General features: G+C 66.4%; 22 protein-coding genes and 1 riboswitch. Of the genes, 14 read left to right on the top strand and 8 right to left on the bottom strand.

The window, feature by feature from the left end:
* Nucleotides 1-46: 46 nt before the first annotated feature.
* Entirely contained in the window at nucleotides 47-820 is a 774-nt protein-coding gene (locus MP11Mi_RS01570; protein WP_420040574.1) for a P-loop NTPase family protein, read from the top strand.
* Between the two features lie 32 nt (nucleotides 821-852).
* Complete coding sequence (locus MP11Mi_RS01565) at nucleotides 853-2,403, top strand: DNA polymerase Y family protein (protein WP_420040573.1); 1,551 nt, start codon at nucleotides 853-855, stop codon at nucleotides 2,401-2,403.
* A gap of 31 nt (nucleotides 2,404-2,434) precedes the next feature.
* Here the strand turns inward: MP11Mi_RS01565 and MP11Mi_RS01560 are convergent, their stop codons facing one another.
* Entirely contained in the window at nucleotides 2,435-4,357 is a 1,923-nt protein-coding gene (locus MP11Mi_RS01560) for an SDR family oxidoreductase (RefSeq protein WP_420040572.1), read from the bottom strand.
* Nucleotides 4,358-4,455: 98 nt separating this feature from the next.
* On the opposite strand from MP11Mi_RS01560, the gene def reads away from it, so the two are divergent.
* Together def and MP11Mi_RS01550 are read left to right on the top strand one after the other, a co-directional pair.
* Nucleotides 4,456-5,022 (top strand): peptide deformylase, encoded by a 567-nt coding sequence (gene def / locus MP11Mi_RS01555; RefSeq protein WP_420040571.1) that lies wholly within the window; start codon nucleotides 4,456-4,458, stop codon nucleotides 5,020-5,022.
* Between the two features lie 156 nt (nucleotides 5,023-5,178).
* Nucleotides 5,179-8,463: an error-prone DNA polymerase gene (locus MP11Mi_RS01550; RefSeq protein ID WP_420040570.1), complete on the top strand. Its 3,285-nt coding sequence runs from the start codon at nucleotides 5,179-5,181 to the stop codon at nucleotides 8,461-8,463.
* 24 nt (nucleotides 8,464-8,487) lie between these two features.
* On the opposite strand, the gene MP11Mi_RS01545 is transcribed toward MP11Mi_RS01550, so the two are convergent.
* Complete coding sequence (locus tag MP11Mi_RS01545) at nucleotides 8,488-9,606, bottom strand: citrate/2-methylcitrate synthase (protein ID WP_420040569.1); 1,119 nt, start codon at nucleotides 9,604-9,606, stop codon at nucleotides 8,488-8,490.
* Nucleotides 9,607-9,660: 54 nt separating this feature from the next.
* Between MP11Mi_RS01545 and MP11Mi_RS01540 the strand changes: the two genes are divergently transcribed.
* The gene (locus MP11Mi_RS01540) at nucleotides 9,661-10,743 is read left to right on the top strand and encodes a citrate synthase (protein WP_420040568.1); all 1,083 of its coding nucleotides are present in this window, start codon (nucleotides 9,661-9,663) and stop codon (nucleotides 10,741-10,743) included.
* A gap of 116 nt (nucleotides 10,744-10,859) precedes the next feature.
* On the opposite strand, the gene MP11Mi_RS01535 is transcribed toward MP11Mi_RS01540, so the two are convergent.
* The gene (locus MP11Mi_RS01535; protein ID WP_420040567.1) at nucleotides 10,860-11,324 is read right to left on the bottom strand and encodes a tRNA (cytidine(34)-2'-O)-methyltransferase; all 465 of its coding nucleotides are present in this window, start codon (nucleotides 11,322-11,324) and stop codon (nucleotides 10,860-10,862) included.
* 349 nt (nucleotides 11,325-11,673) lie between these two features.
* On the opposite strand from MP11Mi_RS01535, the gene MP11Mi_RS01530 reads away from it, so the two are divergent.
* The 4 genes from MP11Mi_RS01530 (at nucleotide 11,674) to MP11Mi_RS01515 (ending at nucleotide 13,508) form a co-directional block, all read left to right on the top strand.
* A complete protein-coding gene (locus tag MP11Mi_RS01530) occupies nucleotides 11,674-11,820 on the top strand; it encodes a hypothetical protein (protein WP_420040566.1) in 147 nt (48 codons plus the stop codon).
* Between the two features lie 37 nt (nucleotides 11,821-11,857).
* The gene (locus MP11Mi_RS01525; RefSeq protein WP_420040565.1) at nucleotides 11,858-12,721 is read left to right on the top strand and encodes a bifunctional methylenetetrahydrofolate dehydrogenase/methenyltetrahydrofolate cyclohydrolase; all 864 of its coding nucleotides are present in this window, start codon (nucleotides 11,858-11,860) and stop codon (nucleotides 12,719-12,721) included.
* Nucleotides 12,721-13,035 (top strand): DUF3017 domain-containing protein, encoded by a 315-nt coding sequence (locus MP11Mi_RS01520; RefSeq protein WP_420040564.1) that lies wholly within the window; start codon nucleotides 12,721-12,723, stop codon nucleotides 13,033-13,035. Before MP11Mi_RS01525 ends, MP11Mi_RS01520 begins: the two co-directional genes overlap by 1 nt.
* Nucleotides 13,036-13,133: 98 nt before the next feature.
* Nucleotides 13,134-13,508, top strand: a complete 375-nt coding sequence (locus tag MP11Mi_RS01515; RefSeq protein WP_420040563.1) for a nuclear transport factor 2 family protein — start codon at nucleotides 13,134-13,136, stop codon at nucleotides 13,506-13,508.
* A gap of 5 nt (nucleotides 13,509-13,513) precedes the next feature.
* Here the strand turns inward: MP11Mi_RS01515 and metX are convergent, their stop codons facing one another.
* Both metX and MP11Mi_RS01505 read right to left on the bottom strand, forming a co-directional pair.
* On the bottom strand, nucleotides 13,514-14,668 hold the full coding sequence (gene metX / locus MP11Mi_RS01510) for a homoserine O-acetyltransferase MetX (protein ID WP_420040562.1): 1,155 nt from the start codon (nucleotides 14,666-14,668) through the stop codon (nucleotides 13,514-13,516).
* Nucleotides 14,669-14,693: 25 nt separating this feature from the next.
* A complete protein-coding gene (locus MP11Mi_RS01505) occupies nucleotides 14,694-16,004 on the bottom strand; it encodes a bifunctional o-acetylhomoserine/o-acetylserine sulfhydrylase (RefSeq protein ID WP_420040561.1) in 1,311 nt (436 codons plus the stop codon).
* Between the two features lie 55 nt (nucleotides 16,005-16,059).
* A riboswitch (SAM riboswitch) is annotated at nucleotides 16,060-16,178 on the bottom strand.
* 314 nt (nucleotides 16,179-16,492) lie between these two features.
* On the opposite strand from MP11Mi_RS01505, the gene MP11Mi_RS01500 reads away from it, so the two are divergent.
* Nucleotides 16,493-17,695 carry a PE-PPE domain-containing protein gene (locus MP11Mi_RS01500; protein ID WP_420040560.1) on the top strand — a complete coding sequence of 401 codons (1,203 nt, stop codon included), beginning with the start codon at nucleotides 16,493-16,495 and terminating at the stop codon, nucleotides 17,693-17,695.
* A 28-nt stretch (nucleotides 17,696-17,723) separates the two neighbouring features.
* Here MP11Mi_RS01500 and MP11Mi_RS01495 read toward each other — a convergent pair whose 3' ends face one another.
* Together MP11Mi_RS01495 and MP11Mi_RS01490 are read right to left on the bottom strand one after the other, a co-directional pair.
* A complete protein-coding gene (locus MP11Mi_RS01495; RefSeq protein WP_420040559.1) occupies nucleotides 17,724-17,855 on the bottom strand; it encodes a putative transporter small subunit in 132 nt (43 codons plus the stop codon).
* Entirely contained in the window at nucleotides 17,852-19,573 is a 1,722-nt protein-coding gene (locus tag MP11Mi_RS01490) for a sodium:solute symporter family protein (RefSeq protein ID WP_420040558.1), read from the bottom strand. The genes MP11Mi_RS01495 and MP11Mi_RS01490 overlap by 4 nt, the downstream gene beginning before the upstream one ends.
* A gap of 451 nt (nucleotides 19,574-20,024) precedes the next feature.
* Between MP11Mi_RS01490 and MP11Mi_RS01485 the strand changes: the two genes are divergently transcribed.
* The 4 genes from MP11Mi_RS01485 to MP11Mi_RS01470 all read left to right on the top strand — a co-directional run bounded on the left by MP11Mi_RS01485 (nucleotide 20,025) and on the right by MP11Mi_RS01470 (nucleotide 24,348).
* Nucleotides 20,025-21,260 (top strand): MFS transporter, encoded by a 1,236-nt coding sequence (locus MP11Mi_RS01485; protein WP_420712826.1) that lies wholly within the window; start codon nucleotides 20,025-20,027, stop codon nucleotides 21,258-21,260.
* A gap of 41 nt (nucleotides 21,261-21,301) precedes the next feature.
* Nucleotides 21,302-22,156, top strand: coding sequence for an exodeoxyribonuclease III (locus tag MP11Mi_RS01480; RefSeq protein WP_420040557.1), 855 nt, complete (start codon nucleotides 21,302-21,304; stop codon nucleotides 22,154-22,156).
* Between the two features lie 44 nt (nucleotides 22,157-22,200).
* Complete coding sequence (gene trpS / locus MP11Mi_RS01475; protein WP_420040556.1) at nucleotides 22,201-23,229, top strand: tryptophan--tRNA ligase; 1,029 nt, start codon at nucleotides 22,201-22,203, stop codon at nucleotides 23,227-23,229.
* Nucleotides 23,230-23,295: 66 nt separating this feature from the next.
* Nucleotides 23,296-24,348, top strand: a complete 1,053-nt coding sequence (locus tag MP11Mi_RS01470; protein ID WP_420040555.1) for a YhjD/YihY/BrkB family envelope integrity protein — start codon at nucleotides 23,296-23,298, stop codon at nucleotides 24,346-24,348.
* An 8-nt stretch (nucleotides 24,349-24,356) separates the two neighbouring features.
* On the opposite strand, the gene MP11Mi_RS01465 is transcribed toward MP11Mi_RS01470, so the two are convergent.
* Complete coding sequence (locus MP11Mi_RS01465; protein WP_420040554.1) at nucleotides 24,357-25,616, bottom strand: D-alanyl-D-alanine carboxypeptidase family protein; 1,260 nt, start codon at nucleotides 25,614-25,616, stop codon at nucleotides 24,357-24,359.
* Nucleotides 25,617-25,654: the final 38 nt, after the last annotated feature.

Genomic DNA, 25,654 nt, shown 5'->3' with positions numbered 1-25,654 from the left:
CCTAGACTATCGAACAAGAGTTCGAATGCCGAGGATTGGGGAGACGATGGCTCGGTCAGAGACTGTCAGTGCAGGTCAACGGGCAGATCAACGGGATGTCTCCGGGGAGGTCGAGGAGCTTCGACGCAGGCTGGCGGGCATGTCGGGGGACGTCGTCTCGGAGACCTCGGTGCTGCCGGTTCCGGACGCGATGACGCCGCTGTTCCCGCGTGGCGGTCTCTCGCGGGGGACGGTCGTCGCCTCCGCCGGAGCCACCACCGTGCCGATGACGATCATCGCCGAGACGACCCGGGCCGGAGCGACGGTCGCACTCGTGGGTCTGCCGCGGCTGAATCTGGCGGCGGCCATGGACCTGGGAGCCGACTTGAGCCGGGTCGCGGTGGTCACCGAGCCCGGCATCGACCCACTCGAAGTGGCCGGAGTGCTGCTCGACGGGATCGACCTGGTGGTACTCGGCCCTGAGTTGGGGCACGGGCGGATGCGCGGCCCAGTCGCGCCGTCGCGAGCGCGCGTATTGGCGGGACGGGCCCGTAAACAGTCGTCGACGTTGCTGGTCCTGGGGGACTGGCCGGGCGCCGCGGTCCGCATCTCCAGTGAGGTGACCGACTATCGGCACGTCCCCGCCCGACGTAGCGGGTACGGGCGCATCGGCGGGTTCGGGGTGGACGTGCAGGTGTCCGCGTCGGGCGCACGACCGTCGACCGGACGATTCGACCTCGTGACACCGGGGATGGGTGACGAACAGGGAACTCTGCAGTTGGTGGCGGTCGACGTCGACGTTCGCGCACCAGCACGTCCGAAGCTGGCGGTAGCGAATTGAACGGGGCCGATGTGGGTGAGAGGTTTCGAGTCATGGCCGTCTGGTGTCCCGACTGGCCGGCGGTCGCGGCAGCGTCGGCAGTCGGGCTCACCGCCGTCGACCCGATCGCCGTCTTGCATGCGGGCAAGGTGCAGGCGTGTTCACGGGCGGCACGAGCGGCAGGCATCCGACGCGGCATGCGGAAACGGCAAGCGCAGTCGCTGTGCCCGGATGTGGTGGTGGCAGACGCCGATCCGGCGAGGGACGGGCGGTTGTTCGATCCGGTGGTGACAGCGGTGACGCAGGTGGTCCCGCTGACCGAGGTGCTGCGGCCCGGTCTGCTCGTGGTGACCGCCGACCGGGCAGCCCGCTACTTCGGCGGTGAGGACGCGCTCGCCGAACAGATCGTCGACGCGGTCGCGGCGACCGGTGTCACCGCGTCGGTCGGGACCGCCGACGAACTGTTCACTGCGGTCCTCGCCGCGCGGTCGGGGCAGACGGTGCCGTCCGGGACGGACGCCGCCTACCTGGCGACACGGCCGATCTCGGATCTGACCGTCGAAGCGGCACTGTCGGTGCCTGAGCGGGCCGACCTGGTGGACTTATTGTGGCGGTTGGGTATTCGGACTCTCGGCGCGTTCGCCGAGCTGTCTGCGGCCGACGTGGCGTCCCGTTTCACCGCCGACGCCATCAAAGCGCACCGGTTGGCGGCCGGACGCCCCGGACGACGCCCCAGCCGCGCGCCGATCCCGGCCTCGCTGGAGGTGGCGCACGACTGCGATCCGCCGATCGACCGGATCGACGCGGCCGCGTTCCTCGGTCGACGCCTCGCCGACGACCTGCACCGTCGTCTGACGGCGGCGTCACTGGCGTGCACTCGGTTGACGGTGCACGCGATCACCGAACGCGGACAGCAGCATTCGAGAACATGGCGGTGTGCCGAACCGCTTACTCCGGAGGCGACGGCCGCTCGTGTGCGATGGCAGTTGGAAGGCTGGCTGACCGGAACAGCGGGCGGTGCGGGTGCACCGGACTCGCCGATCGCGCGACTGCTGCTCGAACCAGTCGAGGTGGTCGATCCGGGGACCCTCCAGTACACGTTCGTCGGTGCTGGCCTGCCCGCCGCTGTCGGTGACGGGCTCGGTGATCGTGCACGACGCGCACTGGTCCGAGTGCAGGGGCTGCTCGGCGGGGAATCCGTGCGCGTCCCGGTACGCAGCGGCGGACGCGGCCCGGCCGAACAGGTCTCGCTGGTGGCACTCGGCGACGAACTTGTCGCCCCGCGCGACCCGGACGCGGCGTGGCCCGACCGGCTGGCTCGCCCGTCGCCCGCACTGCTCTCGCACACCGACGCTGAAGTCCTCGACGCGCAGGGGCGGATCGTCGCCGTGACTCCCCGCGGCGCATTCACCGCCGAACCCACCGATGTCCGGATCGGCCGCAGCCTCCACCGACTACGGTGGTGGGCTGGTCCATGGCCATTCGGCTCGTCCGCCCAGCCGCCCGCCGTCTCCGCGAGAGCCCAAGTGCTGCTTGAAGATTCCCGCGCACTGCTGCTCTGTTACCGGGAACAGTCGTGGACGGTGGAAGGAGTCTACGAGTAGGGGCGCGCCTTCACCCGACCAGCGAAGAGGGCTAGCTCTTCTGCTTCAACGCGGCCTCAGATTCGCCGACCATCAGGAACTCCTGATGCATGATCCGGTTGGTCAGGCGCGGGAAGAGGTGGTGGCCGGCATCGACGAGATCGCCGAGGAACGTGTTGACACGTTTCGGCCGGTCGGCGATCGCGTGAAGGACGCGGGCGGCGGCCTTGTCGACACTCCAGACACCGTGCTGGGACTGGTAGGCGTCGGTCGGCGCGATCATCCGGGTCCGCGTCAACGGGAGTCGGACAGTACTGAACGTGACATGGTCGGACAAAGTCTCGGCCGCAGTCGCCGCACTGAACGCTTCGAGTGCCGCCTTCGACGCACCGTAGGCGCCGAACCGCGGGCCGCGGCTCTGCACCGCGATCGACGACACGTTCACCACATGCCCGGTCTGACGTGCAGTCATGTGGGGCAACAGTGCGAGCGTCATGTAGACGGCCCCGAAATAGTTGACGGCCATCGTCCGCTGATAGTCGTGCGAACGGTCCACCGAGTTCAACGTCGAACGGCGGATCGAGCGGCCAGCATTGTTGACAAGCACATCGACGTGGTCGTGTTCGGCGATGATCGACTTCACCACAGTCTGTACGGACGACTCGTCGGTGATATCGGCCTGGTAGGCGTACGCCCGACCCAACGGGAGACCGGCAGCCGGGGTCTCGGCTTCCAATTCGGCGACGGCTTCGGCGAGCCGGTCAGTATCACGGGCCACCAGGAAGACGTTCGCTCCGCGCGTAACGCACATACGAGCCGTCGCCCGGCCGATTCCCGCCGACGCGCCGGTGATCAGCACGTTCTTGCCGACTAGCGGTCCACGGGCGTCTGCGCGACGATGCCGCGCCGGATCGAGGCGGTCGTACCAGTAGCGCCACAGGCGCGGCCCGTACTCGCGGAGATCAGGCAGTTCGACACCTAGGCCGCGCAGTGTCGCCACTGACTCGTCGCTGCGGAAGTCGACGGGCAGGGAGACGAGATCGGCCATGGCGGGTGGGATGCCGAACTGGGTGACGACGATGTCGCGGGCGGCGCGCAGTGGTCCGCGCGATCCAGCGGCGAGCACCGGGCGGACCAGCGCGTTGGGCACCACGTCGAATCCGCGCGGCGCGTCGAACGCAGGAGCCAACGCGTTCACCATGTCGGTGATCGAGTGGGGCGTCGGATCGGCCAGATGGAACACGAGGCCCGAATCGGCGGGGCGATGGTCGACGAGTGCGACGATCGCGTCGGCGACATAGTCGACCGGCACCAGTTCGATCCGCCCCAAATCGGGCATCGGCACTTTCAGGAACGACGGCAGTCTGCCGAGCGTCGCGAGCTGCCCGAAGAAGTAGTATGGGCCGTCGACCTTGTCCATTTCACCGGTCTGCGAATCGCCGACGACCGCTGTCGGACGGTAGACGCGCCACCGCAGGCCCGGAGTTTCGCGGACGATCTGCTCGGCTTCGAACTTGGTCCGGTGGTACGGGGTGGGGAACCCCTGGCCTTTATCGAAGTCGGCTTCGGTGAAGACACCGTCGTAGTCGCCGGACACCGCGATCGACGACACGTGATGCAGCATGGCATCGAGATCGGCGGCCAACGTCGCGACCCGGCGGGTGCCCTCAGTGTTCGCCGCCTCCTGCGACGCGGCGTCGGCCGCCATGTCGTAGATCGCCGCCAGGTGGACGACGTGGTCGACGTCGCCGAGCCCGCTGACGTCACGGAGACCCAGTCCGTCCTCAGTGAGGTCGCCCGTCACCGTGATCACGCGATCGCCGCCGTCGATCGATTCGAGCAGTGTCGCGAAGGACGGCACAGAACTCGACCGAACCACCGCAGTGATGCGGGCGTCGAAGTCTGCGGCGAGCAGTCGCTGCAGGACGCGCCGGCCGATGAAGCCGCTTGCGCCTGTCACGAGGTATCCGGTCACTGGAACAGGTTCTCACACTTGTGTCTCGTGCGGAGGAACGAAGCGGCCTGGCGAGGCGCGTTCTTGACTGCCGGTGGCACCCGGTGAACTGTGAACGCATGCCTGTCGCTGAGCTGCTTCGTCTCGGAACCGCCCGCACGATCGTCCGCTGGGGCGAGGAAGTCCTGCACCGACCCGCACGCCCGGTCACCGACTACGGCGACGACCTTCAGGAACTCCTGGCAGACATGTTCGCGACCAACCAGGCGGCAGACGGCGCGGGCCTGGCCGCCGCGCAGATCGGCGTCGACCTTGCCGTCTTCATCTACGACTGCACTGACGAGACCGGACGCAGGCGGACCGGCGTGGTCTGCAACCCCGAGTGCGACCTGCCGGAGGTTAGGGAGCGTCGCCTCGTGTCGCACGACGAGGGATGCTTGTCGCTGCCCGGTGCATTCGTCGAGTTGGCGCGACCGGATGTCGCGACGTGCCGCGGGTACGACCAGTACGGCGACCTCGTGACCCTGGCCGGCGGCGGCACCTTCGGTCGTTGTCTGCAGCACGAGACCGACCACATCAACGGCACCGTCTTCGGCGACCGACTGTCAGCGCGTGGTCGCAAACAGCTCTACCAGCGGTTCGACGCGGTGGCTGCGGAGTATCCGTCGGGGTGGCCTGCGGAGTAGAGGAGACGCCGTGACCTCAGATTCCCCGCTCAAGGCGGGCATGCCCTCAGTGGACGATGCTGGCTCTGGACGGGGAATCTGAGGTCAGCACTGCATTTGTCGGTCGTTCTGGCGGGCAATCGACCATGCATCGAACATACGTTCTATAATAGTGCGATGGGTTGGAGTAACGGTCCGCCGACCTGGTCGGAGATGGAGAGAGTGCTGTCGGGGCGGTCCCCGGGAGCGGGCGACCGGCGCGGCGAGACCTTTCCGCCCACATTCAACGGGTCAGTTCCCGGCGACGGCGGGGACTCACCCGCATGGTCGCGCAAACGCGGCGAGTACGTGGCCGCCGACATCACGTACGGCACATCGACCGTGCCCTACGCCGAACTGCACGCGCACAGTTCGTACAGCTTCCTCGACGGCGCGTCCATGCCGGAGGCGATGGTCGAAGAATCCCAACGTCTTGGCTTGACGGCGCTGGCGTTGACCGACCACGACGGCTTCTACGGTGTCGTCCGATTCGCCGAAGCCGCACGCGAATTCGGCATGCCGACAGTGTTCGGCGCCGAACTGTCGTTGCAGCGCGACGCGCCGCGCGCCGGAGCCGTCGACCCGCCCGGCGACCATCTTCTGATCCTCGCGCGCGGTGACGAAGGCTACCGCCGACTGTCGCGCGTCATCGCCGACGCACACATGACGGGCGGCGAGAAGGGGCTCCTCCGGTACGACGTCGACGCGATCACCGCCGCCGCGTCGGACGGGCACTGGCAGATCCTCACCGGCTGCCGCAAAGGCGCGGTCCGACGAGGTCTGGCCCGCGCCGGACGGGTCGGCGCACGGGATGCACTCGGCGATCTCGTCGACAGATTCGGAGCGTCGAACGTAGCGGTGGAGCTGACTGCCTCCGGGGTCTCCGACGACGACGAACGCAACGCGATCCTCGCCGGCCTCGCCGCCGAAATGCGGCTGCCGACGGTCGCGACGACGGGCGCCCACTTCGCAGGGCCGTCGAACCGGAAGCTGGCGACCGCGGTGGCCGCCGTCCGAGCCCGCACCGACATCACGACGATCGACGGCTGGCTGCCGGGCGTCGGTGGAGCGCATCTGCGTAGCGGCGACGAGATGGCTCGCCTGCTGCCCGCGCATCTCGACGCCATAGACAATGCCGTGCAGGTGGCCTCCGACTGTGCGTTCTCTCTCGGCCTGATCGCCCCGAATCTGCCGCCGTTCGACGTCCCCGACGGCCACACTGAAGCCACTTGGCTGCGGCATCTCACCGAGGAGGGCGCGCTGCGCAGGTATGGGACGCGCGCCGAACGGCCGGACGCGTACCGGCAGATCGACCACGAACTCGCGATCATCGAGACGCTGACGTTCCCCGGCTACTTCCTGGTGGTCCACGACATCGTCTCGTTCTGCAAGAGCCACGACATCCTGTGCCAGGGGCGGGGGAGTTCGGCCAACTCGGCGGTCTGTTTCGCGCTCGGCATCACCAATGTCGACCCGGTCGGCAACCACCTGTTGTTCGAGCGGTTCCTTTCGCCCGAGCGCGACGGTCCGCCCGACATCGATGTCGACATCGAGTCGGATCGGCGCGAGGAGGTGATCCAGTACGTGTACTCGCGGCACGGGCGCTCGCACAGTGCCCAGGTCGCCAACGTCATCACCTATCGGGGTCGGTCCGCCGTCCGCGATATGGCGCGTGCTCTCGGCTATGCGCCCGGCCAGCAGGACGCGTGGAGCAAAATCCCCGACTCAGCACCCGAAGACGTTCGCGACCTTGCATCCCAGATCTCTTCCATGCCAAGACATCTCGGAATCCACTCGGGTGGGATGGTGATCTGCGACCGGCCGATCGCCGACGTGTGTCCCACCGAGTGGGCGCGGATGCCCGGCCGCAGCGTCTTGCAATGGGACAAGGACGACTGCGCCGCCGTCGGCCTCGTCAAATTCGATCTGCTGGGTCTTGGCATGCTGTCGGCGCTGCACTACGCGATCGACCTCGTCCGTGACCACAAGGGTGTCGACGTCGACCTCGCAAAACTCGACCTCACCGAGGAAGCCGTCTACGACATGCTGTGCCGCGCCGACTCGGTCGGCGTGTTCCAAGTGGAGTCGCGCGCCCAGATGGCGACACTGCCGCGACTGAAACCGCGGAACTTCTACGACCTCGTCGTCGAAGTCGCACTCATCAGACCGGGCCCTATCCAGGGCGGATCGGTACATCCGTACATCCGCCGCCGTGACGGCAAGGAGCCGGTGAACGTCGACCATCCGTCGATGCACAAGTCGCTGGATCGGACGCTCGGTATCCCGTTGTTCCAGGAGCAGATGATGCAGGTGGCGGTCGACGTCGCCGGGTTCGACGCGGCCGAAGCGGACCAGTTGCGGCGCGCGATGGGGTCCAAACGGTCACCGGAACGCATGGAACGGTTGCGCAGACGCTTCTACGACGGGATGCGGCAGACGCACGGAATCGAGGGTGCGGTAGCCGACCGTATCTACGAGAAGATGGCCGCGTTCGCCAATTTCGGTTTCCCGGAAAGCCATTCGCAGAGTTTCGCGTCGATCGTCTTCTATTCGTCGTGGTTCAAGCTGCACCATCCGGCGGCGTTCTGTGCGGCGCTGCTGCGGGCGCAACCGATGGGGTTCTACTCGCCGCAAAGTCTGGTCGCCGATGCGCGACGCCACGGTGTCCGGGTGCACCGACCGGATGTGAACGCGTCGCGCTCGTACGCGTGGCTGGAGAACGACGGGCTCGACGTGCGGATCGGGTTGGGCGCGGTCCGCGGACTGTCCGGCGATGCGGCGCAGCGCATCGTCGACGTGCGCGAGTCTGGTCCGTTCATGTCGGTCGCCGACTTGTCTCGTCGCACCGAGTTGACGCTTCCGCAGTTGGAGTCGTTGGCGACGGCGGGCGCCTTCGAATGCTTCGGCCTGGATCGGCGTGCCGCCTTGTGGGAGGCCGGTGCCGCGGCGGGGCTGCGCGACGATCAACTCGACGTGACCTCGCCTCGCGAAGCGCCGACGCTGCCCGGCATGTCGGAGGTGGAATTGACTGCGGTGGATGCGATTTCGACGGGAGTGTCACCGCGTGCCTACCCGACCCAATACTTGCGACCCCGGTTGGACGCAATGGGGGTGACGCGGGCCGACGGGCTGCTCGCGGTGCCCGACGGCACCAGGGTGCTCGTCGGGGGAGCGGTGACCCACCGGCAACGGCCAGCCACCGCGTCCGGCGTGACCTTCGTGAACCTCGAAGACGAGACCGGCATGGTCAACGTCGTTTGTTCGGTCGGCCTCTGGTCGCGATACCGGGCGCTCGCCCAGACCGCGTCCGCCTTGCTGATCCGCGGCAAAGTGCAGAATGCGGAGGGGGCGGTGACTGTCGTCGCCGACCGGCTGAGCAAGCTCGATCTGAAAGTCGGGACGAAGTCGAGGGACTGGTGTTGATCGCGCGGAGTCGGGATCTCGCCGTCAGCGACGCGGTTCGGGGCCGACGTAGCGGGCGATCGGGCGGATGATCTTGCCTTCGGCAGCCTGCTCGAGGATGTTGGCCGTCCATCCGACGACGCGCGCGGTGGCGAATGTCGGCGTGAACATCTCGGGCGGAAGACCCACTTCGTGCATCAGGACACCTGCATAGAATTCGACGTTCGCGTACAACCGTCGCCCCGGCTTCAATTCGTTGATCGCGGCCTCGATCTCGGCTTCCACAGCCATCGCCTGCTGGACCAGCGGAGAGTCGTAGCGCTGCCGCACAACAGATTTGAGGAGTTCGGCGCGCGGATCACGGGTCCGGTAGACGGCGTGCCCGAAGCCCATGATGACTTCGCCGCGTTCGATCCGGTCCCGCACCCAGTCACGAGTGTTCGACGGGTCGCCGATCTCGTCCAGAGCGGCGAGCGCCCGACTCGGGGCTCCGCCGTGCAGCGGGCCAAGGAACGCGCCGAGCGCGCCGAGCACTGACGACGTCATATCCGACCCGGTGGATGCGACCACCCGGCCCGCGAACGTCGACGCGTTGAAACCGTGGTCGATCGTGGTGACCAGGTATGTGCGCAGGGAGTCCGCCGACTCGGCATCTGTCGAACCCGTCGACATCCGCAGATAGTCGGTGACGTGATCTGCGTCAGGATCGGCGTCGAGAACTTCGAGTCCGCGCGAGATCCGGTGGGCCGCAGCGAGAACCGTCGGAACGACGGATGCCGCGCGTAGAGCGGCGTCGACACGTTCGGTCTCGTCCATGTCGAACAGTGGCCGGTCACCGACGCCGAGTGCGGCGAGCGCGACACGCAGTGCGGCGAGCGGTTCGACGTCGCCCGTCACCACCGTGCGCAGCAGGTCGACGGTGGCGCCGTCGACCACTCGGAGCGCGCCGACACGGCGAGCGAACTCGGCCGACTGCGCCGGTGAGGGGAGCGCTCCGAACACCATCAGATGCCAGACGTCGGTGAAGGTCGACGACCGCGCCAACTCGGTCGCATCGTATTCGCGGTAGTGGAAGAAGCCCTCTTCCCCTCGGACGTCGCCGATCTCAGTGTCAGTGACGATGACGTTCTTCAGGCCGCGGGGAACGCTGATCGGTGTGCTCATCGCTCGATCATCACGCTATTGATCAATGTCTGCAATGTTGATTGAATCAACCGCGTGGACCAATGGATCACCACGTCGGAGGCCGCGGCGCGGCTCGGCGTCAAACGCGGCACGCTCTATTCGTACGTGAGTCGGGGAGTGTTGGTGTCTAGGCGACAGCCCGGCCAGTCCGAGTCGCTGTTCGACCGCACACAGATCGACTCGCTGGCGGCCGCCAAGCATGACGGCCGCCGTGCGGGCGATCGCCTGCTCCGTTTCCGCGCGGTGGCGACGCGAGTGTCCGCTATCCACGACGACCGTCTCTACCTGCGGGGACGCGACGTCGCCGAAGTATGTGCGGCGATGGACTTCGCCGCGGCTGCCCGTTTCGTGCTCGCTGTCGACGGGCCGCGCCAGGTGCCGACGGTCGATGACGCGGTGATCGCCGCAGTCGATGTGGAACGCCGCATTCCGCTAGCCGTCGCGTTGATCGCCGCACACGATCCGCTGCGCGTCGATCGGATAGACGCATCGGCGCGTGTTCTCGGACTCCTCCCGGCCCTGACGCGGGCCGTGCCCGAGATCGACTGGGCGCACCCGTGGGTGGACTTGCTGGCGACGACGTTGATCGATAACGGGCTCGCCGCGTCGACGACGGCGGCCAGGGTCGCGGCGTCGGCGCGGGCCGGCGTGTTCGACGCGTTGCTCGCCGGATACGCGGCGCTGTCTGGACCGCTGCACGGCGGTGCGCCGGCCGCCGCGTACGACATGGTGGATGCGGTCGTCGCAGGCACTCCCGTCGAGCGTGCGCTCGCCGACGCGGTGATCGACGGTCGCCTACCCGGCTTCGGACATGTCGTCTACGGCGGCCCGGATCCGCGTGCGCGGATCGTCTTCGATCGCATCCGTAACGACTTGCCCGATTCGCCTGCGCTCGCCGCGGCAGACCAGCTCACCGCGCGCGCGGGGCGTCCGGTGAACGTCGACCTCGCCAGTGCCGTGGTCGCCCGCGAACTCGAGCTGGGGCCACGAGCAGGCGAAGTCCTGTTCCAATACGGCAGGACCGTCGGGATGGCCGCGCACGTCGTGGAGGAGTACGGCGAGGCCCCGTTGCGGTGGCGGGGCAGCACCAACGGAGTCGATCGGGCGACGTCATAGTCGGTCGCGTGCCGGACATGAAGCCCGACGACTCACGATCGCGATGCACGTCCTGCTGCAGGGGTAGGCACGCCGAGTGCCCGCTACGCCGCCGACGCGGGATCTCGGTTCTTCCGCTACACGGCGCCGTCGAACCCGTGCTGGCGCCACGCCTCGTAGAGGGCGACGCTGGTCGCGTTGGCGAGATTCATCGATCGACGGTCTGGCAGCATCGGGATCCGCAACTGGTCGGTGATGCGCGGGTCGTTCAAGACGTCGTCGGGCAGCCCGGTCGGCTCGGGTCCGAACAGGAGGACGTCGCCCGCCTGATAGTCGACCTCGGTGTGGTAACGCGTGGCGTGCGAGCTGAACGCGAACACACGCTCAGGTTGCAGCCGCTCCCACGCGGTCGGTAAGTCGGGGTGGACTGTCACGTTCGCCATCTCGTGATAGTCGAGCCCGGCGCGTTTGACCTGGGTATCCGTCATCGTGAAGCCGAGCGGCTCGATTAGATGGAGCTCGCACCCGGTGTTGGCCGCGATCCGGATCGCATTACCGGTGTTGGGTGGGATGCAGGGCTCGTAGTACATGATCCGGAACACGGGGAGAGTCTATGCCTCTCCCGATACTCGCTATCAGCGGCTCCTCGAAAATCCTTGACACAGAACGAACATCTGTGCGAGACTGATATATCCGCAGCGAACAGCGTCGACTATCTCACGGTCCGCGAGCACTGCTGCGAATCTCCTGAGGACCTCTGGGTCTAGGATCGCGCGCCGGAAGGCGCAGGCGAACCGCGAGAACCTCATTGATGTCTCGACTCCGCTCAGCGAGCGGAGATGCTCCGCACGACGCGGAGATACGGGCCGACTTTCGGAGCCCAAGACCCACACTTGCACAGCAGCGACGCTTTGCGGCGCTGCCACTTACCCATGCCTAGGAGGCATAACCATGTATACGAAGAACGTAATCAACACCAACACGACCGACCTCGACCCGCGTCAGACGGTCTGGTTCCAGATCGACGACGCGACCGGTTTCTACGTGACCGTCGAGGAATTCCTCGCCGTCGCACGGTCGCAGACCGTAGCCGCCTGATCGGAAGTTCCGCCGCGGCGTGGAACAATGGACTACCGTGACGGCGATTCGACTGGACGGCAAACTCACCCGAGACGAGATCTTCATCGATCTGAAGGCGCGCGTGGACACGCTCCGCGCGGCAGGCATCACCCCCGGACTGGGGACGGTGCTGGTCGGCGATGACCCGGGTTCGCAGAGCTACGTGAAGGGAAAGCACTCCGACTGCGCGAAGGTCGGCATCGCATCGATCCGCAAGGATTTGCCTGCCGACATCACACAGGAGCAGCTCAATGCGACGATCGATGAGCTTAATGCCGACCCGAACTGCACCGGATACATCGTCCAACTGCCGCTCCCGAAGCATCTTGACGAGAACGCGGCGCTCGAACGGATCGCACCCGAGAAGGATGCGGACGGTCTGCATCCGATCAACCTGGGACGCCTCGTCCTCGGTAAGGAGTCGACGCTTCCGTGTACACCGCGCGGCGTCATCCACCTCCTTCGCCGCTACGACATCCCGCTGAACGGCGCGCACGTGACCGTCGTCGGCCGAGGAGTCACCATCGGCCGCCCCATCGGACTGCTGCTGACCCGTCGCAGCGAGAACGCGACCGTCACCCTCTGCCACACCGGCACACGTGACCTCGCAGCCGAAGTCCGCCGCGCCGACATCGTCGTCGCGGCGGCAGGTGTCGCACACCTCATCACCGCAGACATGGTCAAGCCCGGCGCTGCCGTCGTCGACGTGGGTGTGTCCCGTACCGACGACGGGCTCAAAGGCGACGTCGCCCCCGAAGTCTGGGACGTCGCGGGCGCCGTCTCGCCTAACCCCGGGGGAGTCGGACCGTTGACGCGAGCCTTCCTGCTCGCGAACGTCGTCGAACGGGCCGAGCTGCAACTGGCGGCCGCGAGCGCTTGATGACCGACGACCGCGTCGACGAACTCCGGCGAGCACGCCGGATCCACGGCTACATCGTGAACATCCCGTTCTACGTGGTGCTCGCGCTCGTCGCCGTGGCCGCACTCCTCGTGCTTCTCGACCGCTGGCGGCGCGGCGCGTTCGTATTCGGCGCGGCGCTGCTCGTCGCTGCCACCATCCGGGCGCTCCTCCCGACGACCCGCGTTGGACTGTTGCAGATTCGCAGTCGGCCCTTCGACGTCGCGACCATGGCCGCGCTCGGCGTCTCCGTCCTGTGGCTCGCGTCGTCCATCGACTCGCTGGGTACGGCCTGAGCTGTCGTCCACCAATGCTGCGCACAACGTTGGCACTCGAACCGTTCCCACACGACGCTTAGAGTGCCAACGTTGTCGGTGCTGTGGCACGGTGAAGTATGCGCGAAACCACCGACACGGATCTGTACCGCCGTTGGATCGACGACCTGTGGAACGGCCCCAAAGACCGGATGAAGCTCGCCGAGATCGCCGAAGAGTTCGTCGACGACGATTTCATCGGACATTGGCCGACGACCGACGTGGTGGGGCCAGGTAAGTTAGCGGCCCTCATCGCGGCCGTGAAGGCGACGCACAAAGGGCTCGAATACTCGCTCGAAGTAGAGCCGTTCGGCGGCGACGGCTACGTTGCGGCCCGCTGGATCAGCCACGGCACAGTCCGTGCGGGAGACAACGTCTACGCATCCGGCAACGACATACTGCGGGTGAGCGACGGACGCCTCGCCGAATGCTGGGTGGCCTCGCCGGGGATGTGAACGCGCTACCCGCGTTGAGCGCTGGCTAGCGCGAGCGTCTCGCGCAACAGTTCGCCGATCGGCTCCTTAGCCGTGAGGAAGCCGTCGTGACCGGCGTCCGACGAAATCACGCGGAGTCCGCCAACAGCACCGACAAGTTCGTCGGCGATCTGCTGTTGCTGATAGATCGGGTACAAGCGGTCGGAATCGATGCCGCCGATGATCGACGGGACGGTGCACCCGTTCAGTGCGGCTTTCCAGCCGCCGCGGCCGCGGCCGACGTCGTGGTTGTTCAACACTTCCGACAACGCGACGTAACTGCCCGGGTCGAAGCGAGCCTTCAGCTTCTCCGACTGGTATTCGAGGTAGCTGGCGATCGCGTAGCGGCCGCCGTTCAGCGGGTCCTCGTCGCCCTGCGGCTGGTTCTCGAACCGCTCGTCCAGTTCGCGACCACTCCGGTACGACAGGTGTGCGATCCGACGTGCGACGCCCATCCCCGCCATCGGGGCGCGGTCGGTGCCGTAGTAATCGCCGTCCTGCCAATCGGCGTCGCCCTTGATGGCCGCGATCTGGGTCGACTGCGTGCCGATCTGGTCGCCCGACGCATGAGCGCCGACAGCGAGAATCAACGCGGCATCGACCTTGTCCGGGAAGGTGACGGCCCATTCCAGGGCTCGCGCGCCGCCCATGGAACCGCCTGTCACGGCCGCGAACCGGGTGACCCCGACTTGCTCGAACGCGATCTGTTCGGAGTGGACCAGATCCCGGACGGTCAATGTCGGGAACCGGGAGCCCCACGGCTTGCCGTCGGGCGCAATCGATCCCGGGCCCGTCGAGCCGTAGCAGCCGCCAATAGCGTTCGGCGCGACGACGCACCATTCATCGGTGTCGACTACGTCGCCGGGGCCGACCAGACCATCCCACCAACCGGTCATCGAGAACCGTTCGTCGGCAGGACCGGTGACGTGAGAGTTACCGGTCAACGCATGCAGCGCGAGCACAATGTTGTCGCGCGCAGAGTTGGGGCGTCCCCATTTCTGGAAGGTGACCGTGACATCGGCGATCGTCGCCCCCGATTCGAGAGTGAGATCGCCGATGCGCACAGCGACGTCCGACCCGTCCTGAGCGTCAGCCCAGTTCGCGTCGGACGTCGTAGCGGCCGGGTCGGTGCTCACCGACACTCGACGCCCCCGTCGTATACACGTGTCACTTGGCGGCCTTGAAACCTTCGCTCAGGTCGGCGAGGATGTCGTCGATACCTTCGATGCCGACTGCCAGACGGACCAGGCCCGGGGTGACGCCAGCGGCGAGCAGCTCGTCCTCGGAGAGCTGGCTGTGCGTCGTAGACGCCGGGTGGATGACCAGCGAGCGGACGTCGCCGATGTTCGCGACATGGCTGTGCAAGGTCAGCGAGTTGACGAACTTCTTGCCTGCTTCGACTCCGCCTTCGATCTCGAAGGCGATGATCGCGCCCTGGCCCTTGGGTAGGAGATCCTGGCCGCGCTGGTAGTACGGCGACGACGGGAGTCCGGCGTACGAGACCGAGGTGACCTGGTCGTGTCCCTCGAGGAACGCGGCGACCTTCTGTGCGTTGGCGACGTGACGCTCCACGCGCAGGCTCAACGTCTCGATGCCCTGCGCCAGCAGGAATGCGTTGAACGGGGAGATCGCCGCGCCGGTGTCACGCAACAGCTGAGTGCGAGCCTTCAATGCGTACGCTGGCGCGCCCAGGTCGGCGAAGACCGCACCGTTGTAGCTCGGGTCCGGCGTGGTGAAGCCGGGGAACAGATCCTGGCCGTCGCGCTGCACACGCCAGTCGAACGTGCCGCCGTCGACCAGGACGCCGCCGATCGAGTTGCCGTGTCCGCCAAGGTATTTAGTGGCCGAGTGGACGACGACGTCGGCGCCGTGCTTGAGCGGATTCAGCAGGTACGGGGTGGCGACGGTGTTGTCGACGACCAGCGGGACACCAGCATCGTGGGCGACCTTCGCGACGCCTGCGATATCGAGGATCTGGTTGTGCGGGTTCGAAATGGTCTCGGCGAACACCGCGCGTGTGTTCGGCTTGATCGCGGCCTTCCACGACTCGAGATCGTCGGGATCGTCCACGAACGACACCTCGATGCCGAACTTCGGCAGTGTGTAGTGGAACAGGTTGAACGTTCCGCCGTAGATGCGCGGGCTGGACACGACGTGTCCGCCGTTCTCGACGATGTTCTGGATCGCATAGGTGGTCGCGGCCATCCCGGACGCCACGAGCAGTGCGGCGACGCCGCCCTCGAGGGCGGCCACCCGCTGCTCAACGGCGTCTTGCGTCGGGTTCATGATGCGCGTGTAGATGTTGCCGGGCTCGGCGAGTGCGAACAGATTCGCGGCGTGCTCGGTGTTGTCGAACACGTATGACGTGGTCTGGTAGATCGGCAGGGCACGAGCGTTGGTGGTCGGGTCGGCCACCTGCCCGGCGTGAACCTGGGCGGTCTCGAAGCTCCAGTTCGCGGCGTCAGACATAGACGTCATCACTCTTTCTGTGGTCGGCGGGGCCGAAGCCCGCTTGTGTAGGGTCCGACCTTCGGACCCGCGCTTGCGGTGACGAGGCTGCGCCCCGTTCCGCCAGGTCATCACCCGGAGCACCCCACCGCGGTGGAGGGTTGCCGGTCAGCAAGCCGGGGCTCTTCGCTGACGCTCATGACCTGTCGAGAACAATATCGCACTGGTGCGGTCCCGCGGGAACGCCCAGAGCATCCGGAACTTAAACCCTTTCGCTGCGGCGGTGTCGCGTGTTAGAGGGTCTGCGGTCGGGTCGTTGTGGCGTGTCGGGGGAGGGGCGATGGGCGCGAGAATAAGCAAAAGATTAAGTGAGGCTAACCTTATATCGTAGTTCTTAGGTAACGGCAAGGAACAGGATCGTTGCAGTTCCGTGGCGTGATGTGTCTATTAGGTGAACAGCATTTGGTATGTGACGTACGTCGTACTTGTTGATGGTGTCCGACTTGAATATTTGGTCGGTGACCAAGACTCAGACCCTCCCATTGATCGTCCTTGCGCTCGCGGTCTTCGCAGGCGCATCGCTCGCCTATCCGGTGGGCGCGGGGACAGCAGCCGCGGACTCCTGCGGCACCGGCGGCGCCGTCGTCGTCGCAGGCACCCTCGCTCCACGTAACTCTGCGGGCGTACCGACCGGCGGCGTGACCGGCATCGGCTCGCGGTACGCCGACAAGGGCTATGCGGTGACCTACGTCGACTATCCGACGTCGTTGTGGCCGCTCGGCCCCATCAGTTACGACGACGACGTGGCGCTCGGCAAAGCCGCAACTGAGCGGGCGATCGTCGACTATCAACAGCGTTGCCCGGGCAAGCCTGTCGTCGTCGCCGGATATTCGCAGGGCGCACGAGTTGCGGGCGATGTCCTCTCCGACGTCGCCAACGGGCGTCACTCAGGTGGGGTTCGGCGCGAAGGGCTGTCCGGCGAGTTGCACTCCGACCCGCGCCGCGACGGGCGCGACGGCCGGTCCGGAGTCGAGAACTCGTTGATCGGGGTGCTCCCCGGCACCACCATGTCGGGTCCCCGCGACGGCGGCTTCGGCACCATCCCGGTGCTCGAGGTCTGCGTGGAGGGCGACGGCGTCTGCGATGTTCCCGACCCGCTCTACGATCCGATCGGTGCCGTCGACTCGCTGATCGGCTACTTCGTCAAGCACGGCTACTACCCGTCGCGGATGCGGACCGCGCCAGACGCGTGGGATTCCGCGACATGCCATACGCAGGGGACCACCGACGACTGTGTCGTGGCACAGCCGTCGGGGACGTCGATCGTCGCCGACGACGCAAGGCAGCGCGCAGGCGGCGACGCGACTCCGCTCGACGTTGCGGCTGCCGCCGTCGACGATCGGGTCGCGTTGGACCTCGCGCCCGGCGTCACCGTCGGCTCGCTTCGGCCGATCGTCGGCGGGCAACCCGATTCGTCGTCCGGAAATCTGTCGATCGGCGCGAGCGTCGTCGTCGCCGGTGTCGTCGACGTCGACGTGCAGCGGACGTGGGGTACCGACAACAGCCTGACGGTGGGCGTCGATCTCGGGATCGGCATGACCGACGCGCCGGCTGTCGACGACGCACTGATCCCGGACACCCGTCTGCTCGGCGGCGAGATCACTGTGCCGATGGTCGACAGCAGGAAGCTCCTCGCCGCCGCCCTGAACCCGACACGGTGAACACTCGTCGCCGGAGCCCGCGCGTTCGTCAGATGATGGGGCGCCCCTCCCTGCGCGCCTGACGCCACTCCTTGACGAAGGCCCGCACGATCACGGTCAGGGTGCTCAACGTGATGAGCGGCCACACCAGCACGTAGAGGGTCATCCAGAATCCGGTCATTTGCGTTCGTCCTCTCGGGTGGTGGTCACAGGCGGGGTCTCCGCTTCGAGGTCGTGTAGTTCGGCGTCAAGGTCGGGTTCGGCTTCACGTTCATCGAAGTTGCCGGTGCGTACGGCGATGGTGGCGAAGTCGAAGCGCGGACCAGTGTTGAGCATGGTCAGGCCGACACACACCAAGGTGCTGACCGCGTACGCCACCAGTGATCCGGACAGGATCGCGTACTGGTGGAGGAACCCGATCGCGAATGGTGCCGCGACGACGGTCGAGACGGCTCCGATGACGAGTGCGGGCTTCTTTCCGAAGAAGCCGAACGTCATGAGTCCGAGCACCACGCCGATGCCGATCGTGGACAGGACGTCGAAGAAGACACCGATGCCGCCGTCCATCGAGATCCACGAGAACCGGACCGGGAGGAAGAAGGCGAGGGCGACCACCACCGCGACACTGAACGACATGTTCGTGACGCGGTTCCAGTAGAAGGAGGCGATCACCGGGAACACGAGGGCTCCCCACAGTGCACCGACGAACACGAGTAGATCGAGGATGTTCAGGTTTGCGCCGGCGAACACGAGGGCGGCGCTGGTCGCGACGATCATCGTGATGCGGCCGATGAGAACCATCGTCGCCGGGTTCGCCCGCTTCTTGCCCGCGATGTTCTGCCCGTAGATGTCGGCCATCACGATCGACGCGAGCGCGGTCATGTCGGCATCTGCCGTCGATGCGAGCGAGCCGATGATCATGATGAAGAACAGGCACAGCAGCACGGCCGGCAGGTAGGTTGCGGCCATTTGCGGGATCAGATTGTTCACGTCGCCGTCCATCGGCTCGACACCCGCGTAGAGGGCGAGCACGCCGAGCATGCCGATGCCGATGATCGCCGATCCGTAACCGAATGTCGCCGTGACGAACGTCTTTTTGATCAGGTCCTCGCGGACGGCGAACAGCCGCTGCGCGATGGTCTGATTGCCGATCGCGTACGCGAGGACGGCCGCGATGTAGGGCGCGCCCTGGTTGTAGAAGGCGTCCGACGAGAAGAAGTTGCCCTGCGAATCGGTGAGGTTCACGGCGCCGGTGGTGAACAGGTCTGGGCCACCCGCGGCGAAGAACACCACCGGAATGATGATGATGACCGCGCCGAGCATGAATACGACCTGAACGAAGTCGGTGAGTACCGAGGCGCGGAAGCCGGACCAGAGCGTGTACAGCAGGACTCCGCCGCCGATCGCGATGATGCCCTGGGTGAACGAGAACGGCGAGAGCATGGCGACGAGGGCGCCGCCCGCGATCAGGTTGGACGTCAAGCTGATCAGACTGCCGAGGATGTTCGATCCGGCGAGTAGAAGCTGGCTCGATCGGCCGTGCCGAGCGAACATCACTTCGGCGATGGTGTGCGCGTTCGGTGCGACCTGACGGATGCGGCGCCCGAACGGGTAGATGAGGAGGATCATCAGCGCGCCCCATAATCCGTAATGGATGGGGCCGGAGATGCCGTAGGTGTAGCCGGACGTCGCCGAGGCGTACATCGATGATGCCCAGATCCAGGTGGCGGTCATTGATGCGGCGGAGATGCCGAAGCCGATCTTGCCGCCGCCGGTCATGTAGCCGTCGGCGTTCTCCTTGCGTCTGCTGATCCGTAGCGCGATGTAGAGGCTCGTCCCGAAGAACGCTACGTAGAGAAGGATGACGATCGGGCCGGACAGGGTTGTCATGTCGGTCATGGGTGAATCACTTTCACGTCGGGCGACGCTGACGCGTCGCGACCAGGCGGTCGGTCGGGATTCGTCCCACGTCAGACGTCCGGCGGCTCCGCGGAGTGCGGTGCGGTGGCTCCCGTGGACGGGGGAGTGCACGACATGACTGGGAGGCCGGTGACGCTGCGGGCCGTCGGCAACAGATTCCCTTCTCTCGGTTGGTGTCACGCTGGTGACATGGGCATTCGTCCTTGTACCGAACCTGTGACGGACAAGCCAATTCATCCGGTTGGGGGACAACGCGAGAAACGTGCGTCCTCACAGGTGGGCCGTGGTTCCGGTGAGGATTCGTGAAGTGTCGTAACTCACATAAATTGCGCCTCGGAACGCATCGCGGACGACCGGTGACGGACATCACCGACAATGGCGGGATGGACGGTTCGAGCCCACACGTTATGGCACTGTGCGTGAATCATCTGTGAGCCTCGAAACGACCGACGCCGGGTCGAACCGAACCGTCGAACCGGCCAAACCTCCGGCACACCTCGCGACCGTCATCATCGCCCTCGCGCTCGGCGGCTTCGGTATCGGCACCACAGAGTTCGTCGCCATGGGGCTGCTGCCGAACATCGCGGCCGACCTCGGGATCGACGAACCGACGGCCGGGCACTTGATCTCCGCCTATGCGATCGGCGTCGTCATCGGTGCCCCCGTGATCGCAGTCGCTGCGGCGCGCATGTCCCGGCGGACGCTGCTCCTCTCGTTGATGGTGGCGTTCACCCTCGGCAACGCGCTGAGCCTCGTGGCGCAGTCGTACGGGATGTTGATGGTCGCGCGAGTGATCGCCGGGCTCCCGCACGGCGCGTACTTCGGCGTCGCGGCACTGGTCGCGGCGCACCTAGCGGGGCCCGGGAGGCGCGCGCAGGCGGTCGGTCAGGTGATGCTCGGACTGTCGGTCGCCAACGTCCTCGGCGTACCGGCCGCCACCTGGCTCGGCCAGCACTTCGGGTGGCGCAGTGCCGTCGCGATGGTCGTCGTGATCGGTGTCGTCACCGTCGTCGCACTCTGGAAGGTGGTGCCGAGCCTGAACGACATGGTCACCACCGATCCGCGGACCGAACTCGCGGGACTCAAGAGCCGACAGATCTGGTTGACGCTAGTCGTCGGCATGGTCGGGTTCGGTGGATTCTTCGCGTTCTATACCTATCTCAACACGGCGTTGACTTCGCTCGGTGGACTCGCGGAATGGACCGTCCCGATCGCGCTCGCCCTGTTCGGTCTCGGCATGGTGACCGGCAATATCATCGGCGGCGCCCTCGCCGACCGGTTCGGCGACCGCGCCATCGCGATCGGCATGATCGGTGCCGCGCTCGCATTGGCACTGTTCGCACTCGTCGTCACCACCGGCTGGCCGGCGATCATCGTCGGCTTCCTCGTCGGCGCGGCGGGGTCGACGGCGATCCCCGGACTGCAGACCCGGCTGATGGACGTCGCGCACGACGCGCAGACGATCGCCGCCGCACTCAACCATTCGGCGCTCAACGTCGCGAATGCGCTCGGCGCGTGGGTCGGCGGCGTCGTGATCGCGGCAGGCTACGGTTACCGCGCGCCGTCGCTCGTCGGCGCACTGCTCGCGCTCGGCGGAGCCGTCGTGCTCGCGGTCGCCGTTCTAGTCAAGCGGCGCGAGGACGGCGCTGTCGTACCCACCGGATAGGGTCGGTCACCGTGACTGATTCCCCAGCGTCTGGTTCCTCAGTGTCTGATTCTTATGGCGACTCGTTCGCTATCACCACCGTCAACGTCAACGGGATCCGCGCCGCCGTCAAGACTCGCAACGAGAACAACCACGGCATGCTGCCGTGGCTGGCCGAGCACTCGACGGATGTGGTGCTCTTACAGGAGGTCCGGGCCTCCGAAGCCCTCACCCGTAAGGCTCTCGCTCCGGCGCTGGACGACGGCTGGCATTTGGTGATGACCGAGTCGGCCGTCAAGGGACGCTCGGGTGTCGGCATCCTCTCGCGCATCGAACCGGCCGCGGTCCGGATCGGTTTCGGCAGCGACGAGTTCGACAGCCTCGGCCGGTACGTGGAAGCCGACTTCGATCTCGGCGGCTCCACGGTCACCGCGGCGAGCCTCTATCTACCGTCGGGCGCCGCGCTCACCGAAGACCCGAAGGACGTCGAGAAATACGAGGAAAAGATTCGGTTCCTCGATGAGTTCGGGCCGTACCTCGACGGGATAGTGGCGAGCGGTCGGCAGGTTGTCGTAGCGGGCGACTGGAACATCGCGCACACCGAACGCGACATCAAGAACTGGAAGGGCAACCGCAAGAACTCCGGTTTCCTCCCGCACGAACGCGAATGGGTAGGTACCCGCATCGGTTCCGGGTGGGTCGACGTCGCGCGCCGCCACCACGGCGACGTCGACGGTCCGTACGCGTGGTGGTCGTGGCGCGGCAAGGCATTCGACAACGACTCGGGCTGGCGGATCGACTACCACCTGGCGACGCCGACACTGGCCGACCGACTCACCCGCACCTGGGTGGACCGCCCCGACGCCTACGATCGCCGCTGGTCCGACCACGCCCCCGTCACCGCCGAGTTCGCTTGACGCCGGGCGAAAACCCGGTTGAGCCGATCTGAAACAATCTGTGCATGACCTCTCCTGCACAGCCCGCCCCGCGTCGCCGCGTCCTGTCCGGCATCCAGCCGACGAGCGATTCGTTCCACCTCGGCAACTACCTGGGCGCGGTCAAGCAGTGGGTGGAGCTGCAGGAAGACTTCGACGCCTTCTACTTCATCCCCGACATGCACGCGATCACCGTGCCGTTCGAGCCGCAGCAACTGCGGGATAGAACACGCCGCAGCATCGCGCAGCTGTTGGCGGTCGGCGTCGACCCGAATCGTGCGACGATCTACGCGCAGTCGCAGGTCCCCGAGATCGCGCAGCTGACGTGGGTGCTCACCTGCATTACCGGCTTCGGTGAGGCGAGCCGGATGACTCAGTTCAAAGACAAGGCGGCCAAGTCCGGGCAAGACGCCGCAGGTGTCGGGCTGTTCACCTATCCGATCCTGATGGCGGCCGACATCCTCGCCTTCCAAGTGGACGCGGTGCCGGTTGGTGAGGACCAGCGCCAGCACCTCGAACTGACCCGCGACCTAGCGGAACGGTTCAACAAGCGGTTCGGCAAGGCCCTCACCGTGCCCAAGCCGCACATCGTGCAAGAGTTCGCGAAGATCTACGACTTGCAGAATCCAACTGCGAAGATGAGCAAGTCGGCCGAGACCGACTCGGGGCTGATCAACCTGCTCGACGATCCGAAACGGTCGGCCAAGAAGATCCGATCGGCCGTCACCGACAACGACCGAGTCATCGCGTTCGACCGCGAGAACAAGCCCGGCGTGTCGAATCTCCTGACCATCCAAGCAGCATTGACAGGTCGCGGCGTCGACGAGATCGTCCAAACGTATGAGGGCAAAGGCTACGGTGATCTGAAGGTCGAGACGGCGGAGATCCTCACCGACTTCGTGTCGCCGCTGCGCGGCAAGGTCGAGGAGATCCTCGCCGACACGGCCTACTTGGACACGATCATGGCCGACGGTGCCGCCCGCGCCCGCGAGATCGCCGCAACGACGCTCGCCGACGTCTACGACAAGGTAGGGTTCGTCCCGCCGAAGGGCTGATCTGCCGTCGGCGCGTGACGAACATGCTGGACGACCAGCGACGAAAGACGACGACCCGAGGAATACGTGGACCGGATCAAAGCCTTCTTCGCCGGACTCCCGGCGCTGTTCGAACAACTCAAGACACGGTGGACCTGGCTGGGCAGGGTGCTCGGCATGCAAGACCACTACAACGCCAGACGCGGCAATGTCTATGCGGCAGCCATCAGCTTCATCGGGATTCTGTCCCTGGTGCCGGTGCTGATGGTGACGTTCGCGGCCGCAGGATTCGTTCTCGCGAGCCGGCCCGAACTGATCGCCGACATCACGGACGCGGTGGTGCGCAACGTCCCAGGTTCCTTGGGGACGCAGCTCAATGAGATCATCGACTCGGCGATCGACTCCCGCCGCACCATCGGCATCGTAGGTCTGGCGAGTGCGGCGCTCACCGGACTCGGGTGGATGGGGTTGACTCGCAACGCGCTCAGCGACATGTGGGGCGGCCGCCGCAAACGCAACGCAGTGCTGGGCAAAGCCGTCGACCTCGGCATGTTCGTCAGCCTCGGTCTGCTGTTCGTCGTGACGATCGGTCTGACCGTCGCGACCACCGGCCCGGTCGGCGCGTGGGTGATCGAGACGCTAGGCATAGACGACACGAGCTGGGGGCAGGTGCTCCTACGGGCGGCGTCGATCGTCGTGTCCGTGTGCGCTACCTGGCTGCTGTTCGCGGTGGTCCTTTCGCGGATGCCGTTGCAGCGGGTGCCGGTCCGCGTCGTGGCATCGTCGGCGTTGGCCGTCGCGGTCATCTTCGAAGTACTCAAATCACTCGGTGCGGTCTACCTCAGCTCCGTGCTGAGCAGTCCCGCCGGCGCGGCGTTCGGTCCCATCCTGGGCATCATGGTGTTCGCGTATCTGGCCTCACGGATCGTCCTGTACGCGGCGGCGTGGAGCGCGTCCAACCCGGCGAATCAGCAGTACCTGATCGCCGATGAAGTGGAGTTCGGCGACGAACCCGACCGCGGGCCCGTCTACCTGGCACCCGTGTACGAGATGCCGCAGAAGCCGAACGCGCGGACGCTGGCGGCCGCGGCCGGGGTCGGCGCGGCGGTCGCCGCAGTCGTGGCTCGCCGGCGACGCTGACGTCGGCCCTAGCCTTCAGTACGGCTGCGGCGAACTGCGATGGCCCCGACCGCACCGGCGGCGGCGATCGCGACCAAGGCCCACCTGCCCCAATGCGTTGCATCATCGTCGTCTGCGGCGGGGCGCTGGGCTGCTGCGTGCTCGGGTCCGGGCGGATCGATGAGTGTCCCGACGGACGTTCCGGCTGGTGCGGCGAAGCCATAGTCGAGCATGCGGACCGCCTGGTCGACGTACAGGTTGTCGAGTTGGTTCACGCCGTACATCTGGACGATGAGCAGGGTCCGACCGTCGCGTTCGACGGCGCCGACGAACGTTTTCAACGCATCGTCGGTGTAGCCGGTCTTGCCGCCGAGTGCGCCGGGGAACCCGTCGCGGAGCAAAGCGTTCCCGGTGCCCATCGTGTACCCGGGGTGCGGTTTGTCGCCGGGAACGTCCTTGAGCGGCGGGAAACCGGGGAAGTGGTAGGTCGGCAGCGAGACGATGTGGCGGAACGTCTCGTTCGCCATCGCGTCACGGAAGATGAGAGCCTCGTCGTACGGGGACGTCGACATGCCCGCCGCGTCGAGGCCGGACGGGCTCGCCGCGCGGGTGTCCGTCGCGCCGAGTGACGCGGCCTTCGCGTTCATCGCGGCCAGCACTTCGTCGTAGCCGCCGAACTCGCGGGTGAGAGCATTGGCGCAGTCGTTGCCCGACACCATCAACAGCCCGGTCAACAGGTCGCGGACGGTATATGTCCCGCCCGGCCCGATACCGCACGAGTCGCCTTCCATCCCGTAGTCGTCGAGTGTTCCCGTCACTTTCGTGTCGAGGTCCAACGAGTCGAGGACGGTCAGCGCGAGCAGTACTTTAACGGTCGACGCGGGCCGGTACCGTCCGTGCGGGTCCTTCGCCGCGATGACGTCGCCGCTGTCGAGGTCGGCGATCAGCCAGCCCGCACTCGTCAGGTTCGTCGGCAGCGGACCTGCCTCCGGATCGTGTACGACGCCGCAGCCGCTCAGCTTCTCGCCGCCGACCGCCGGGGTCCGGACGGGTAGGGGAGTGGGCGTCGTCGCGCCCGGTGCGACGGCTTCTGAGGTGTCGACAGCAGGCGGTGTGTGCACTTTGTGTGGGCAGCCGGTGGTGTCCGGGTGCGCGGCAGGCACGAATTCGGTCGGGTATACAGCGTCCGGATCGGCGCGGGCATACGTGCCCCCGGCGACCGCGGGGAGTGCGACGAGGACGAGTGCGGCGAGGACGCTCGCGAGCCGTCCGGCAGATGATCTGGACATCGCGTATGACGCTACCCGCCGATTGACATAAGACACGA

Origin of the sequence: Gordonia abscondita (assembly GCF_032711245.1) — a bacterium.
GTDB lineage: Bacteria > Actinomycetota > Actinomycetes > Mycobacteriales > Mycobacteriaceae > Gordonia.
The sequence above is the reverse complement of the archived record's forward strand: the minus strand, read 5'-3'. Positions and strand labels throughout refer to the sequence as shown.